General features: G+C 32.7%; 11 protein-coding genes. 8 read left to right on the top strand and 3 right to left on the bottom strand.

Going from position 1 to position 16,405, the window contains the following annotated elements:
* Nucleotides 1-26: 26 nt before the first annotated feature.
* From BC961_RS08885 to BC961_RS08905, 5 genes are all read left to right on the top strand, one after another.
* Nucleotides 27-1,058, top strand: coding sequence for a TQO small subunit DoxD (locus BC961_RS08885; RefSeq protein ID WP_121925488.1), 1,032 nt, complete (start codon nt 27-29; stop codon nt 1,056-1,058).
* A gap of 354 nt (nt 1,059-1,412) precedes the next feature.
* Complete coding sequence (gene gcvT, locus BC961_RS08890) at nt 1,413-2,495, top strand: glycine cleavage system aminomethyltransferase GcvT (protein ID WP_121925489.1); 1,083 nt, start codon at nt 1,413-1,415, stop codon at nt 2,493-2,495.
* 149 nt (nt 2,496-2,644) lie between these two features.
* Nucleotides 2,645-4,687 carry a S41 family peptidase gene (locus tag BC961_RS08895; protein WP_121925490.1) on the top strand — a complete coding sequence of 681 codons (2,043 nt, stop codon included), beginning with the start codon at nt 2,645-2,647 and terminating at the stop codon, nt 4,685-4,687.
* A gap of 188 nt (nt 4,688-4,875) precedes the next feature.
* Nucleotides 4,876-5,589 (top strand): YebC/PmpR family DNA-binding transcriptional regulator, encoded by a 714-nt coding sequence (locus BC961_RS08900; RefSeq protein WP_121925491.1) that lies wholly within the window; start codon nt 4,876-4,878, stop codon nt 5,587-5,589.
* 412 nt (nt 5,590-6,001) lie between these two features.
* Nucleotides 6,002-8,077 (top strand): hypothetical protein, encoded by a 2,076-nt coding sequence (locus BC961_RS08905; protein ID WP_121925492.1) that lies wholly within the window; start codon nt 6,002-6,004, stop codon nt 8,075-8,077.
* Nucleotides 8,078-8,188: 111 nt separating this feature from the next.
* Here BC961_RS08905 and BC961_RS08910 read toward each other — a convergent pair whose 3' ends face one another.
* Both BC961_RS08910 and BC961_RS08915 read right to left on the bottom strand, forming a co-directional pair.
* Nucleotides 8,189-9,229 (bottom strand): PLP-dependent cysteine synthase family protein, encoded by a 1,041-nt coding sequence (locus tag BC961_RS08910; RefSeq protein ID WP_121925493.1) that lies wholly within the window; start codon nt 9,227-9,229, stop codon nt 8,189-8,191.
* 68 nt (nt 9,230-9,297) lie between these two features.
* On the bottom strand, nt 9,298-11,433 hold the full coding sequence (locus BC961_RS08915) for a S9 family peptidase (protein ID WP_170151300.1): 2,136 nt from the start codon (nt 11,431-11,433) through the stop codon (nt 9,298-9,300).
* 70 nt (nt 11,434-11,503) lie between these two features.
* Between BC961_RS08915 and BC961_RS08920 the strand changes: the two genes are divergently transcribed.
* On the top strand, nt 11,504-11,824 hold the full coding sequence (locus BC961_RS08920) for a YbaB/EbfC family nucleoid-associated protein (RefSeq protein WP_121925494.1): 321 nt from the start codon (nt 11,504-11,506) through the stop codon (nt 11,822-11,824).
* 324 nt (nt 11,825-12,148) lie between these two features.
* A complete protein-coding gene (locus BC961_RS08925) occupies nt 12,149-14,011 on the top strand; it encodes an OmpA family protein (protein WP_121925495.1) in 1,863 nt (620 codons plus the stop codon).
* A gap of 159 nt (nt 14,012-14,170) precedes the next feature.
* Here the strand turns inward: BC961_RS08925 and BC961_RS08930 are convergent, their stop codons facing one another.
* Nucleotides 14,171-15,190 carry a threonine aldolase family protein gene (locus BC961_RS08930; protein ID WP_121925496.1) on the bottom strand — a complete coding sequence of 340 codons (1,020 nt, stop codon included), beginning with the start codon at nt 15,188-15,190 and terminating at the stop codon, nt 14,171-14,173.
* A gap of 89 nt (nt 15,191-15,279) precedes the next feature.
* On the opposite strand from BC961_RS08930, the gene prfB reads away from it, so the two are divergent.
* A protein-coding gene (gene prfB, locus BC961_RS08935; protein ID WP_121925497.1) for a peptide chain release factor 2 occupies nt 15,280-16,378 on the top strand; the annotation gives its coding sequence in 2 pieces (ribosomal slippage) (nt 15,280-15,342 and nt 15,344-16,378; 1,098 coding nt in all).
* Nucleotides 16,379-16,405 lie beyond the last annotated feature (27 nt).

Below are 16,405 nucleotides of genomic sequence, written 5' to 3' on the forward strand. Positions count from 1 at the left end.
ATCTTTTATTATAAAATATTTAAAAAATGCAAAATAAAGAATTATTGCAGTCCTATCATATGGCTGGACTTTTCACTTTGACTATACGTCTTGTTGTAGGATGGACTTACTTTTCCGCATTCTGGCGCCGCTTAATTTTAGAAAACAAATTAGATCCAGAAACTGCAGGTTACATTGGAGAAAAGTTCAATCACTTTTTACCAAACGCTTTAGGCATAAAACCGATGATCGAATATCTCGTTAGCAATCCTGATGCATTATGGTGGGCAATGGCTGCTTTCACTATAATTGAAGGAATTGTAGGTCTACTTTTGATGTTAGGACTTTTCACTCGCCTTATGAGTATTGGCGTTTTTAGCTTAGCAATGGGTATTTTATTAGGCTCTGGATGGCTTGGAACTACATGCTTAGATGAATGGCAAATTGGAGTTTTAGGGGTTGCTTCTGGTTTTACACTATTCTTATCTGGTAGTGGAAAATATTCATTAGATTATTTCCTACAAACAAGAAACTACAAAATCACGCAGTACAAATTATACAATTGGTTAGGTTCTGGAATTTTGCCTATTCAATTGAATTCATTGCATAAAATAGTTTTTGGTGGTGCACTAGCAATTTTGGCCTTGACCTTATTTACAAACCAATATTTTCATGGTGGAGTTTATGGAACACTACACAATATGACTGTTAAACCTAAAGTCGAAGTTACTAATTCAACAATCAAACAAGACGTTCTTTCTTTTCAATTATTTAGAGTCGAAGGTGCCGATGTTTATGGTTCATTTCTAATTGGCATCAAACTTAGCGATGCTAATGAAAATACAGTTATAGAATTAGACCAAAATGCACTTGCAAACTTCCCTAAAGAAAATATTAAAAACAACTACGTAGCGAAGATTAAAAGTGGCGTTCATAGTATGATAATTCCTTTAGGTGCTAAAGCTACATTGCAAATCAAGGATCAAAAGCTAGCAAATTTATCAAGTGGAATTTATAAAATTATATTAACAGATATCAGTGGAGCCACTTGGCATGATACTTTACAAATAAAGAATTAAAAAGTAACACATCTTTAATGCTTCATTAAACCCACAGAAGTTTTAGTGAAGCATTATTTCTTTAATTTAAAAAAAGCAACTAATTGAAACTAAAGCTGTAATAAAGCAGAAAATCCCTAGCCCAAATAGAAATGAAAAGCCCACAGTTGAGCCGTTTTGGCGAAATGAGGACTTGTAATGTCCCGAAGCCTGGGGAGCTGGAAAGAGCTGGAAAGAGCTCCAAAAAACAATTTTATTAATTGGAAATAGTAGTTTTCCGAAATCGATTGAAACTTTCAATTTCAGTCTCAATCTCCTTTGCTACTCCATAAAAAAGCAATAAATTAGCGACTTAAAATTTTATACAACTACACAATGAAAAATACTGCGCTTACGCATATACACGAAGGTTTAGGAGCAAAAATGCTTCCATTTGCGGGATATAATATGCCTATAACATACGAAGGAATCAACGCTGAACACGAGACAGTACGCAACGCAGTTGGTGTTTTTGACGTTTCTCACATGGGTGAATTCCTAATCTCAGGACCAAATGCGTTAGCATTAATCCAAAAAGTTTGTTCCAATGATGCCTCAACTTTAACAATAGGAAAAGCGCAATATTCTTGTTTGCCAAACCACGATGGCGGAATTGTAGATGATTTAATTATCTATAAAATGAAGGAAGAAGAATATTTATTAGTTGTAAATGCTTCTAATATTGAGAAAGACTGGGAATGGATTTCGGCTCTTAATGATTTAGGTGCTGAAATGAAAAATCTTTCTGCAGAATATTCTTTGCTGGCAATACAAGGACCAAAAGCTGTTGAAGCTATGCAATCATTGACTTCAATAGATTTAGCTACAATTCCTAACTATCATTTTGAAGTAGCTGATTTTGCGGGAGTTGATAATGTAATCATATCTGCAACGGGTTATACCGGTTCAGGTGGATTTGAGATATATTGTAAAAATAATGAAGTAGAGCAAATATGGAATAAGGTTTTTGAGGCTGGTGCTGCTTTTGGTATTAAACCAATTGGACTTGCTGCTCGTGATACTTTACGTCTTGAAATGGGTTTTTGCTTATATGGTAATGATATTAGCGACACTACTTCTCCATTAGAATCAGGTTTAGGTTGGATTACTAAATTCAATAAAGAATTTACGAATTCTGAGAACTTGAAAAAACAAAAAGAAGCTGGAGTTACTAGAAAAATTGTTGCTTTTGAAATGCAAGAACGTGCAGTGCCAAGACATGACTACGAGATCGTTGATGGAACTGGAGCTGTAATAGGAATTGTGACTTCCGGAACCATGTCACCATCTATGAACAAAGGGATTGGTTTAGGTTATGTAACTGTTGCAAATAGCGCTGTTGATAGCGATATATTTATCAGAATCCGTAAAAATGATGTTCCTGCTAAAGTAGTAAAACTACCTTTTTACAAGAAATAATCTATACTAGCTTGCGAACGATATTGCAGAAAAAAAGGTGCAGATAATATTAAAATTCAGCCACAAATTAAGTGTTACATTTGTGGTTGAATTTTTATAAATAAAATCTTGAATTTTCAAGTGTTGATATTCAATCCCTTTAGTAGCTAATGACGAAAACTTTACTCGCGCTTTTACTGACTTCTTTTTCATTATTTGGCCAAAGTGATGAAAATACTTGCGAAATAGCTTCAAAAATAAATGTGATGCTGCAACAAGAACATTTCCAGCCCAAAGTTGTTGATGATAGCTTGTCAGTTTATGTTTTTGATAATTTTATGGATGCGCTTGACTTTAATCGAAACATCTTCACTAAAAAAGAATATCTAAGGCTAAGAAAGCACCGACTTAAATTAGACGATTATATTTTAAAAAATAATTGTTCGTTTATGAATGAGTTTTTCTCCATTTATAAAACTGCGCTCATAAGAAAAAAGAAGGTTTTAGAGAAGATTCAAAACGATACTTTTAACTACACTACAAACGATTCTATTCGGTTTTCAAAGAAAAATTTTCCATTTGATTTAGTCAAAAATGACTTAGAGCGCGTATGGAAAAAAAGATTAAAGTATAATATTCTTGAAGACATTTCTAAAGTAAGCAGCAATTTAGATTCATTGACTCAAAATTTTAATGCACTAGAAAAAACTATTAAAGCTAAAATTTTTGATTCCACTTTATGCCAAGTCAACAGTGTATTAGAATCTGACAATCAAATCGAAAAAGATCTTAAAAATACCTTTCTAAATCTTTTTTGTACTTATTTTGATCCACACACAAATTACTTCTCATTAGAAGCTAAATCAAGCTTCATGTCCGGCTTATCAACTAGTACATTATCTTTAGGTCTCATTTTTAGACTTAACGAAAGTGAAGAAATAAGTATTGTCGAAATTGAACCTGGCGGACCAGCAGAAAAAACAAATAAATTTGACAAAGACGATGTAGTTCTGAAAGTTTCTAATAAAAATGGAACAGAATACGCAGTTTCTTGTTCGACAATTGACAAAATAGGAGAAATGTTGTTTTCAGACTCGAATGCTGTCATAGAATTGACCATTCAGAAAAAAAGCGGATCTATTATAAATGTTGCTGTCCAAAAACAATTAATGAAAGCAACGAGTAACGCAGTGTATAGTTTTATTGCGGAGCATGAGACAAAAGTGGGCTACATTAATATCCCTAGTTTTTATTCTAATTTCGACCAAGATGCTATTCAAGGTTGTGCCGATGATGTGGCTAAAGAAATCATAAAACTTCAAAAAGAGAATGTAAAAGGACTAGTGCTAGACCTTCAAAATAATGGAGGTGGTTCTATTGAAGAAGCCATTAAATTAGCTGGAATTTTTATAGAAAATGGACCCTTGTCTATTTTAGTTAACAACCAAAATGATCATATTATATTAGAAGTTTGTAGTGAGGAAAAGACATACAAAGGTCCTATTGTCTTATTGCTAAATGGCAACTCTGCTTCTGCTAGCGAACTATTTGCATTTGCGATTCAAGATTATAATAGAGGAATATTAATTGGAAGTACGTCACTTGGAAAAGCAACGATGCAGTCTATAATAGCTTTAGATGAAAAAAATCAAAAAGATTACGTGAAAGTTACTGTTGAGAAATTCTACAAAAGCAACGGAGAAAGTCATCAGGCTAAAGGGATAATTCCAGATGTTATTCTTCCTGTTTTATTTGACAGCATAACAGCCAGAGAATCTAGCTTTAAAACGGCGTTTAAAAATGAAAGAATTGCTGCAAAAATTGCTATTAATCCCTTTCCTCGTACTAATTTTCAAGAAGTAATTAAAAGAAGCAATTTGCGAGTGAATTTAAACCCTATTCTTAACGAAATTATTCTAGCGAACGAAAATATAAACGAAATTTACAACACATCCAAAAAACCTACTCGACTAATTTTTGAGGATGTTTTTGAAGATGTCCATGAAATAGATGCTTTATGGGGAACGGTAAAGAAAATAGTAGAAACTAAAAGCGATTTTAAAATTTCTAACACAGTAGAAGATACAGAGCGATTAAAAAATGATACCTATCTTCAAGATATTAACGCTTATAAAATCAAAAATATCCAAACTAGTCCCTATTTGAAGGAAGCTATAGCAATCATAAATGACTATAATAACTTGAATAAATAATGTTTTATCAAGGTTACAAATATCCTTATTTAGTAGGTCTAAAGTTCTAAATCAGGTAAATTTAAAATACAGCATCTAAAATCCATTACACAAGCCAATTTAATTACAGATTAAAAAAATTCTACCTTAAAAATAATTGAAAAAATAACTAATAAATGTATTTTTGCACTACAAAATAATAAACAGCAATGGGAAGAGCTTTTGAATTTAGAAAAGGTAGAAAAATGAAACGTTGGTCAGCAATGGCTAAAGCATTCACCAGAATTGGTAAAGATATTGTGATGGCTGTTAAGGAAGGTGGACCAAATCCTGAAGCAAATTCACGTTTAAGAGCAGTAATACAAAACTCGAAGGCTGCAAACATGCCAAAAGAGAATGTAGAGCGTGCCATCAAAAAAGCAACTGATAAAGATACAGCGAATTATAAAGAGGTTTTATTTGAAGGTTATGCACCTCACGGAATCGCACTTTTAGTTGAAACAGCTACTGATAATAATAATCGTACTGTTGCTAACGTTAGAAGTTATTTTAACAAATGTAACGGAACTATGGGAACTCAAGGTTCAGTTGAATTTATGTTTGACCACACTTGTAACTTTAGAATTCCTGCAAACGGCATGGATCCTGAAGAGCTTGAATTAGAATTAATTGATTTTGGTGCTGAAGAAGTTTTTGAAGACGAGGATGGAATTTTAATTTATGCTCCCTTTAATAGTTTTGGAACAATACAAAAGGAATTAGAACATAGAGGACTTGAAATTCTTTCATCTGGATTTGAAAGAATTCCGCAAATTACTAAAAAACTGACAGAAGCTGAAGTTGCTGACGTAGAAAAACTAATTGAAAAATTAGAGGAAGATGATGACGTAATGAATGTCTATCATACTATGGAAGAGAATTAATTTGCTTTTCGAAATAGAGATAGAAAATCAATAATTATCATTTTTAAACGGAACAAAAAAGTCCTTTTTGCTTATGTAAAAGGGACTTTTTAATTATCAATTTAGAGCCTGTTTTGTAACTTCAACTAAAGTAAAAATAGATAATCAATAAATTATTGTTTTATATTGCAACACAAAACAGCTACTATTTAGCAATAAGACGCATTTAAAAAAATTTACTTTAAATTTGATAATTACCTTATAAAAAGAATAGTCCTTTATAAAGCAAAGCGTTTTAATTGATTTATAATTGAATAGTTCTAACGATAACTAAAAAGAATTTAAGCGTAAAATGAAGAAACTATTTATTTGATACGTATTAATTCCTAATTAAAAAACTTCGTTCTGAAGAACGTTTTAAAATATACCACCTATGACAAACAACATTCTTATTGAAAATCAATACAATAGAAGTAGTTTATTTGAAAAGGAAAATGTTAACTATTTAGTTCGCGTTTTAAAAAGATTTAATACTGTACCGAAAATAAATAACATAAATATAATTGCCTCAACCACTGAGCCCAATGTCTTTAAAATCATACCTAACAAAGCGATTATAATCGGTTCGGCATTTTTAAGCCAGCCCGTTTTAGCTTTGGTTTACTTAAGATACGGTATCGAATGGCAGTTGTGGTATAAGGCTTTGCCTAGCGATAAAAAAGATACTGTTTTGTGTGATATCGCAGCACTTGAAGTAACTCGGATATTTTATAAATTATTACCTAAAGATGATAAGGAAAAATTAAAAAATCTTGATTATCTATTAATTAATTTAATTAAAAATGAAGCCGACATACCTGAAGAATGCGGCTTGCAACACGAAGGATTACAAGTTTTTCATGGATTAATAACTTCAAATAATGAATGTAAAGATTCTTGGAAACCCATAATCGAAAATCTTGCAAAACCAACAGAATATTTATTAATGGCTGGTGGTGATCTTAGATTAAATATTGACGAAATTGAACTGCTAAATAAATACGGTTGCCGTCCTTTTCCTAGACCAGATGCTTTTACTTTCGCTTCATCGACTGCATCAAGTGTCTCTAATTTTGCTTTCGATAAAACAGATAAAGTTAGAAGTATTTTAATAAATAACAGTTTAAAGAACGGTTTCAAAAAAACAACCACAGAATTTGCTGAGCTACTAAAAAATAATCTTCGAAAAATATTTAAATTAAGTGATGATTGTGAAATAATCTTTTCACCATCAGGCACAGACTCTTCGCTTCAAATTGCAGCACTAACTCAAATTATTTCTGAAAAAGAGATCACACATATTCTAGTAGCTTCAGACGAAACTGGAAGTGGCGTAGCTTCGGCATTGAAAGGATGTCATTTTGAGAATACTACGGCATTAAATTTCCCAATTAAAAATGGTGATAGAATTGAAGGTTTTAGAGATGTTGACCTTATTAAAGTTCCTTTTAGAGATGAAAATGGTGCATTAAAATCTGCCGCCCAATTAGATGAAGAAGTTTTTAATGCTATTTCTAAAACTAATGAATTAGGCAGACATGTAGTATTGCATACAATGGATCAATCAAAACTGGGGTATCAATCACCGAGCGATGGGTTTGTTCAAAAACTTAAAACTCTTAATAAATTATCACTGCAAGTTATTGTTGACGGCTCCCAACTTAGATTAGATCCAAAAGACATACAAAATTATCTCAGTAAAGGATATATTGTTACGATTACAGGAAGTAAATACTTTACTGGCCCACCGTATTCTGGTGCTTTAATTTTACCTAAAAATGTAAATAAATTAATTCGCTCCGCGAAATCTAAGTTACCAAAAGGATTAACTCAATACTTCAATCACTCTGATTGGCCTATTTCATGGTCGTGTTCGAATGAGTTATCGGATGGCTATAACTATGGTTCCTACATGCGGTGGAACGCTGCCATCGTTGAAATGGATCGATATTACAAAACACCTATTTTATATCGAAATATGGGTATTGAGATGTTCTGTAACTTTATTGAAGCTTCAGTAAAAGACGCTGGATTTTTAGAACCAATTTATAGCGACGAAACTAAATCTAAAACATATTCTAGTAAAGAATTTGGAATTAGAAACATCCGCACCATTTTTCCTTTCTTTATAGTAAAAGATAACAACGCACTAACAGTTGATAAAGTAAAAAAATTGTACACTTTATTGAATTCTGATTTATCAGATCATTTTGAGGAGTCATCAATAGAAATAATTCGTCTTGCTGCGCAAAAATGCCATATCGGACAGGCTGTTAATGTAAAATATAGCAACGATATAGAAAGTGCTGTCTTGAGAATTAGTTTGGGTGCTAGAGTTATTTCTGAAAGTTGGGTAAACAGAGACATCAGTCTGTTTTTCAGAAACATAGAATTACAAATGAATCAAATTACGATTATTATTAAAAAGATCGAATTAATAATTAATACTCCTGAATTACTAGATAAGTAAAAATTGTTACGCTTTTTAAAATTGCATTGTAATAAATAATTAAAAATGTCCCCAAAAAGTCAAACTATTTGGGGACATTCTTGATTAAAAACTATACTACTCTAACCTCAGTTATTTTATAAATTCTATTTTTTGAACTTCCTCTTGATTAACACTATCAAAGAAACCTTGCTCATTCATCCAATCATCGCTAAAAACTTTACTCATGTATCTCGAACCGTGATCTGGAAAAATCGCAATTACATTACTGTCATCATCAAATTCGCCTTGCTCGGCATATTGCTTTATTGCTTGTAATACAGCTCCAGAAGTGTAACCCACAAATAATCCTTCTTTTTTCGTTATTTCTCTTGCCGCGTGCGCACTTTCTTCATCAGTGACTTTCATGAAGATATCGATAACATCAAAATCTGTTGCATCCGGAATTAAATTTTTACCTAAACCTTCTATTCTATAGGGATAAATCTCATTGCTATCAAATTCTTTTGTTTCATGATATTTTTTTAACACTGAACCAAAAGCATCAACTCCAAGAACTCTAATATTTGGATTTTGTTGTTTTAAGTATTTTGCTGTTCCTGAAATAGTTCCACCAGTACCGCTACAAGCTACAAGATGTGTTATTTGTCCGTTCGTTTGCTTCCAAATTTCTGGGCCTGTAGATTTGTAATGCGCATCAATATTTAACTGATTGAAATATTGATTAATATATACTGAACCTTTTGTTTCTTCGTGTAAACGTTTTGCAACATTGTAATAGGAACGTTCATCATCAGCCGATACGTGCGCTGGACAAACATACACTTTAGCGCCTAAGCTTCGAAGCATATCTATTTTATCCTTTGATGATTTAGAACTAACAGCAAGAATACAATTGTATCCTTTTATAATACTAACCATCGCTAAGCTAAAACCAGTATTGCCAGATGTTGTTTCGATTATCGTATCGCCGGGAGATAAAATTCCTCTTTTTTCAGCTTCTTCAATTATGTACAATGCAATTCTATCTTTGGACGAATGTCCAGGATTGAAAGCTTCCACCTTTGCATAGAAATTACCCTTCAACTCTTCAGTAACTTTATTTAGCTTAATAAGGGGAGTATTCCCTATTAACTCTAACACATTTTTGTAAGCGTTTATCTCTTTTTTCATAAAAAATAGTTAGTCGTAGACAATATAATTGCAAACACGAATGTTACAAATTTAACAAAAAAAACTAATTACTTTTTAATTCCTTCTAAATCTAATAAAAAGGCAAACTCTTTCGCTAATTCTTTTAATGCTTCAAAACGTCCTGAGGCTCCACCATGACCTGCATCCATATTTGTATTTAGATACAAAACAGTGTCGCTAGTTTTATGTGTTCTCAACTTGGCAACCCATTTTGCGGGCTCCCAATATTGCACTTGTGAATCATGTAAACCAGTAGAAACATACATATTAGGGTAACTTTGCGCTTTTATGTTGTCATAAGGTGAATATGACATCATGTAATCATAATATTTTTTGACATTAGGATTTCCCCATTCATCATATTCTCCTGTTGTAAGCGGAATAGTGTCATCTAACATCGTGCTCATTACATCAACAAAAGGAACTTGGGCAATCACGCCGTTGTACAATTCAGGTGCCATATTAATTACCGCTCCCATTAAAAGACCACCTGCTGAACCACCTTCAGCGTATAAATGTTTCGGTGAGGTATATTTTTGTTCTATAAGAAATTTAGAACAATCAATATAATCTGTAAATGTATTTTTCTTTTTAAGCAATTTACCATCTTCGTACCATTGTCTTCCTAAATCTTCTCCACCTCTAATGTGCGCAATTGCAAAGACAAATCCTCTATCTAAAATTGATAATCGTGTAGATGAAAAGTAAGGATCCATTGTAACTCCATAAGAACCGTAAGCATAAAGAAGTAAAGGATTATTCCCATCTTTCTTCATTCCTTTCTTGTACACCATTGAAATTGGAACTTTGGTACCATCTGTTGCGGTAGCCCAAACACGCTCTTCAACATAATTATTTTTATCAAATTTTTCGCCCAGAACTTGCTGTTCTTTCTTGATTTCCTTCTCCCTAGTCTTCATATTGAAGTCAATCACTGAAGCAGGTGTAGCAAGAGATTGATAACTATAACGCAATATATCAGTATCAAAATCAACATTTGTTGTCGTTCCCGCACTGTAAGTTTCGCTACCAAAAGGCAAGTAATACTCCCCTTCTCCACTCCATGGCATAATACGAATGTGATTCAATCCATTTGATCGTTCTTCAACTACAAGATAATTACTAAAAATCTCAATATCTTCAAGTAAAACATCTTCTCTGTGAGGAATGACTTCCTTCCAATTTTCTTTAGAAGTAGCACTTTCTGGTGTCTTCATCAATTTAAAGTTAGTCGCTTTATCTTTATTTGTCAAAATGTAAAACGAATCTCCAAAATGAGAAATACTATATTCTAATCCTCTAACTCTTTTTTGAAATATTGCAAATTTTCCATCTGGTGTATCTGAATTTAATATTCTATATTCAGTAGTTAAAGTACTTCCTGAGCCAATTACTATGTATTTTCTCGATTTTTCTTTGCCTACAGAAACGTCAAACGTATCATCTTTTTCATGAAAAACAAGTACATCAGCATTCGAGTTCGTATCTAACTTGTGTTTAAATACTTTGTCAGATCTTAATGTAACTTCGTCTTGCTTTGTGTAAAATAAAGTTTGATTATCATCAGCCCAAACTGAACTTCCAGAAGCATTCTCAATCTTATCAGCGAATAATTCTCCAGTTTCAAGATTTTTTATTTGGATGGTATAAATACGTCTTCCTACAGTATCTAAACCAAAACTAACTAATTTATTGTCAGCGCTAACGCTCAAACCTCCTAATTGAAAGTAAGAGTGTCCTTCAGCTAATTCATTACAGTTGAATAAAATTTCTTCAGTAGCCGTAAGACTTCCTTTTTTTCTTGAATAAATAGGATAGCCTTTTCCAGTTTCAAAACGAGTGATATAATAATATCCATTATATAAATAAGGAACCGATTGATCATCTTCCTTAATACGAGCTTTCATTTCTTCGTACAATTCTTTTTGAAAAATATTAGTATCAGCAGTCATAGCCTCGTAATAAACATTCTCCTGATTCAAATAGTCTATAACTTCGGGATTCTCTCTATCATTTAACCAGAAATAATTATCTAACCTTTTTTTATTATGTTTTTCTAATGTTTTTGGAATAATTTTAGCGACCGGAGTTTGAATATTTTTTGACATTTGATGTGCTTTAATTTTTGTAATTGAACCTGCAAAAATAATACAAACGCAACTTAGGAAGAGCTTATTTTTCATGAATTATTATTGATTATGTTTATGCAATTTAGTAATTTTGATTTTTAGCTATAATTTAAAAAATATAAAGATGGATTTAATGGGAATGATGGGTAAACTTAAGGAAACCCAACAAAAGATTGAGGACACAAAAAATCGTTTAGATACGGTAATGATTGATGAGCAAAGTAATGACGCTTTATTAAAAGTGACATTGACAGCAAACCGAACTATAAAATCTATAACAATTGACGATGCCCTGCTAGAAGACAAAGACCAATTAGAAGATTATCTAATTTTAGTTTTAAACAAAGCAATAGAGAAAGCTACAAATGTAAATGCAGCAGAAATTGACGCAGTTACTAAAATGGATATGCCAATGATTCCTGGAATGGAAGATCTATTTAAATAAAAGCAGAAAAGTTAAATGGTAATATAACTATTGATCAATACTGTAATTAATCAAAAACTTCAGAAGAGATAATTATTTCTTCTGAAGTTTTTTTTTGAATTAAATCCTTAATGCGCAAATCAGCGCAAATTTTGCTTTGCAAATTCAATAGTCTATAGTTTACAAGTACTGGTAAGTCAATACAGATGACCTTGTAAATTAGCTATCCGTAAAGAATTTTATTTTTTTTTATTTTTTTTTCAAAACTAGGGGTAACAAAAATCATGTTTGGTTTATATTGTTCTATAACCAACAAATTAATGTTAAAAACTAAAAATTAAAATTATGAAAAACAGGATACAAATTATTTTGACAATGCTTTTTCTAGGAATTATTTTCCAAAGCTCTAAAGCGCAAGTTACTCAAGCTGTAAATACTGCAACTAATAATAGAGAATGGCAATTTTCAGCACGTGCAGGTTTTGATAAACCACTATTTGACGAAGATTTTAAATACATCGATTACAAAGGTGGATTTATGGGTGGAATTTCGAAAAACCATTATTGGAATTGGTTTGGCCTCCAAGCTGATTTCGATTATATGAAAAATTCTCCTTCATCAGTTGGTTTAGAGAATTTAGATTATGCTGAAAACAATGGTCCAGTTGGCCCGCCAATTATCCTTTCTTATTCTGATTTGGCTACGCAAAAGAAAGATATCACTCGAATGTTTGCTGGATTTGGTCCTGCTTTCAGGTACTTAAACCAAACTAGAAAATTTCAAGCAGAACTTTCTTTACTTGGTGGAATCGGATTTATAGACGGTGGAGAAATTTTAGTAGATGCTAAGAGAGTAGATGGCACAAGAGACGTACTTTCTTATCACTCTGGATTTGACAAGTTGAAACTTGCAACCGGAAAAGCACAAGCACGTTTCACTTATTTTTTTAGCGATAATTGGGGTGTTCATGCTGGAGCGTATTATATGAAGCATTTTGGCGGAGCAGAAGAATCTTCAAAAAACCAAATATTGAAAGCATCTGCGTATGGAAGTGGTGTTTCAAGTACTACTTATTTTGCCGAACCTATTATTCGAAATGTAAAAGGAGACAAAGCTGGTGTTTCTGGTGGATATGACGTTGTTGCAGGCCAACTGAATATTAGAGATTATGTTCAAAATGAGCCAGATATGAAACGTAAAATTGATTTAGCCTCGGCTGGTGTATTTGCAGGTATAACCTATAGATTTGCTCCAAAGATTATTCAACCAGTTGTAGAAAAAACAATAATTAAAGCTGAAAAGTATTGTATCCAAATCACAGCTAAAGATAAATATACAAACGAAATTATTCCTAATACAGATGTCGCACTTAAAGATAATTCAGGTACAATAATTAAAACTGCAAAAACAGATGCATTTGGAATTGTGAAATTCTGCGATATTTTACCATCAGATTACAAAGTAGACGGTATATTTAATGAAGTAGCTTTTCAAGGAAATTCAACAGCAAAAACTGAATTTGTAAATGGTCAAACTGTGATGAAAGAGATTTTATATACTGACAGAAATTTTATTGTGAAAGGAAAAGCTGTTGAATGTAACACTACAACTTTAATATCAGGTATTACAGTAGTACTGGAAAATAATGAGAAAGCATTTAAAAAATCTACAGTAACGGATGAAAAAGGAGTTTTTCTACTTCAAATTCCAGAAGCAGGAATCTATACTTTATATGGAAAAAAAGACAACTATTTTTCTCAAACCGAAGAAATCAACGCTTCAAACTACAGCAGAGACAAAACACTATTCGTAAAATTAGAAATGTGTGCTGAAAAAGCGGATTGTGGAAAAGGAATTGGATTAAAAAACATCTTGTTCGACTTAGCAAAATATAATATTAATGACGCTGCCAAAGTAGAGCTTAATCGTCTTGTTCGATTTATGAAAGATAATCCAGAGGTAAAAGTAGAATTGGGTTCTCATACTGATTCAAGAGCTAGTGCTTCATACAATCAGGTTCTTTCTCAAAACAGAGCAAACTCATCAGTAAACTATATTGTTTCGCAAGGAATTGAACGTTCTAGAATTACTGGAAAAGGTTATGGTGAAACAAAACTTTTAAATGAATGTGCTGATGGAGTAGCATGTAGTGAAGACCAACACGCTATTAATAGAAGAACTGAAATGAAAGTTATTTGTCCACAATAAAAATAAATCAGTAATAAAAAACCCCAATACTTATTTAAGTGTTGGGGTTTTTCTATGTATAGTTATCAATTTATTCTAAAGAAATTACTAGAGATAATTCTATCTAAAATAAAATTTATTTTTATTTAGCTTTAAAATTGAAAATTAGGTGAATCTTTTTTACAACTTAGACAGCGTTTCTAAAACATAAGTATGCATCACTTCTCTATAATCAAGATGTGTTACAATTCTAAGTTTTCCTTGTCCCATAGAGCTTATAGAAATATTCTTTTGTTTTAACAATTCGATTAAATTCTTTTCAATACAATTAGGAACCAATTTAAATATTAAAATATTTGTTTCCACCGGCTCTACTGATTCTACCCAACTTACCCTCTTTAAAACTTCAGCAATTTCCTTTGCTCTACGATGATCTTCTGCTAGGCGTTCAATGTTGTTGTCCAGTGCGTAAATTCCTGCTGCAGCCAAATAACCAACTTGTCTCATTCCACCTCCCAATATTTTTCTAATGCGAAGCGCTCTGTGAATAGTTGACTTATCTCCTAATAGCACAGATCCAATAGGAGCTCCTAAACCTTTAGACAAACAAACAGAAATGGTATCAAATAATTTCCCAAAAGCTTTTGGATCTTGTCTTTTAGCTATTAAAGCATTCCAAATACGTGCGCCATCCATGTGAAATTTTAGATTATTGGTATCGCAAACTTGCTTTATTCTCTGTAAATCTTCTATTTCGTAACAAGCTCCTCCACCTTTATTAGTTGTGTTTTCAACACAAACTAAACTCGTCATTGGACTGTGATAAAATTCTGGGTCATTGATTGCACTTGCTACTTGCTCAGCAGTTATCATTCCGCGATTTCCATCTAGTAAACAGCAAGAAACTCCACTGTTAAATGATACACCGCCACCTTCATAATGATAAACATGAGCATATTTGTCAGCGATTAATTGTTCACCTGGCTGAGTATGTAACTTAATTGCAGTTTGATTTGCCATGGTTCCAGATGGAAAGAAAAGTCCCGCTTCCATTCCAAACATTGCGGCAACCTTTGCCTCAAGCTCTATCACAGTAGGGTCTTGTTTATACACATCATCACCTACCACAGCATTTAACATGTGTACTAACATTTCGCGTGACGGTTTTGTGATGGTATCGCTAACTAAATTTATTTCCATATTTCTATTGTTATTTTTGAGGAGAACAAGTATCGACTTGCCCCTACGTAAAAAATTATCTATTTTTGCCCCACAAAATTACATAATTTATGACAACTACCGAACAAATTAAAGGTATTGTAGAGCGCCTTGGTGCGTTGAGGAGGTATCTTTGACGTTGATGCCAAATTAATTGAGATTTCAAACGAAGAAGAGAAAACTTTTGCTCCAGACTTTTGGAATAACGCAAAAGATGCTGAAATAATTGTAAAGAATCTTCGAAATAAAAAAAAATGGATTGAAGATTATAATAAAGCCGTCGAAATGACTGATGAGCTTCAGCTTGCCTATGATTTTTATAGAGAAGGCGAACTTACTGTAGAAGAGTTAGACGAGCAATATAATTCGACACAAATACACATCGAGGCAATCGAATTCAAAAATATGCTTTCTGATGAAGGTGATACTTTAAGCGCTGTAGTTCAAATCACAGCTGGTGCTGGTGGAACAGAAAGTTGCGATTGGGCAGAAATGCTGATGCGTATGTATATGATGTGGGGTGAAAAATACGGTTATAAAATAAAAGAATTAAACTTTCAAAAAGGGGAAGCTGCTGGAATTAAAACGGTGACGCTCGAATTTGAAGGCGATTATTCTTTTGGATACTTAAAAGGCGAAAACGGCGTGCACCGCTTAGTTCGTATTTCTCCATTTGATAGTAATGCAAAACGCCATACTTCTTTCGTATCTGTTTATGTGTATCCTCTTGTCAATGACAGTATTGAAATTGACATTAATCCTGCAGATATTGAAATTACGACATCACGCTCTAGTGGTGCTGGAGGTCAAAATGTGAATAAGGTTGAAACCAAAGTGCAATTGTTTCACAAACCAACTGGAATTCAAATTCAGTGTTCAGAAACTCGCTCGCAACAAGATAATAGACAACGTGCCATGCAAATGCTTCGTTCTCAATTGTACGAAATTGAGTTAAAGAAAAAACAAGCACAGCGCGCCGATATTGAAGCCGGCAAAATGAAAATAGAATGGGGTTCCCAAATTAGGAATTACGTTATGCAACCTTACAAGTTAGTGAAAGACGTTCGCACAGGCTTCGAAACTAGTAATGTAGACGGCGTAATGAATGGAGAAATTGATGGATTTCTTAAAGCTTATCTAATGATGATGGGACAAAAGGAAGAAGAATAACCACTTAATACATTTAAATCATCCTAT

The sequence above is a fragment of the Flavobacterium weaverense genome, from assembly GCF_003688495.1.
Taxonomy (GTDB): Bacteria; Bacteroidota; Bacteroidia; order Flavobacteriales; family Flavobacteriaceae; genus Flavobacterium; species Flavobacterium weaverense.

Coding starts and splice junctions, on each gene's coding strand:
- BC961_RS08885 (WP_121925488.1), top strand. CDS start 27: ATGCAAAATAAAGAATTATTGCAGTCCTATCATATGGCTGGACTTTTC.
- gcvT (WP_121925489.1), top strand. CDS start 1,413: ATGAAAAATACTGCGCTTACGCATATACACGAAGGTTTAGGAGCAAAA.
- BC961_RS08895 (WP_121925490.1), top strand. CDS start 2,645: ATGACGAAAACTTTACTCGCGCTTTTACTGACTTCTTTTTCATTATTT.
- BC961_RS08900 (WP_121925491.1), top strand. CDS start 4,876: ATGGGAAGAGCTTTTGAATTTAGAAAAGGTAGAAAAATGAAACGTTGG.
- BC961_RS08905 (WP_121925492.1), top strand. CDS start 6,002: ATGACAAACAACATTCTTATTGAAAATCAATACAATAGAAGTAGTTTA.
- BC961_RS08910 (WP_121925493.1), bottom strand. CDS start 9,229: ATGAAAAAAGAGATAAACGCTTACAAAAATGTGTTAGAGTTAATAGGG.
- BC961_RS08915 (WP_170151300.1), bottom strand. CDS start 11,433: ATGAAAAATAAGCTCTTCCTAAGTTGCGTTTGTATTATTTTTGCAGGT.
- BC961_RS08920 (WP_121925494.1), top strand. CDS start 11,504: ATGGATTTAATGGGAATGATGGGTAAACTTAAGGAAACCCAACAAAAG.
- BC961_RS08925 (WP_121925495.1), top strand. CDS start 12,149: ATGAAAAACAGGATACAAATTATTTTGACAATGCTTTTTCTAGGAATT.
- BC961_RS08930 (WP_121925496.1), bottom strand. CDS start 15,190: ATGGAAATAAATTTAGTTAGCGATACCATCACAAAACCGTCACGCGAA.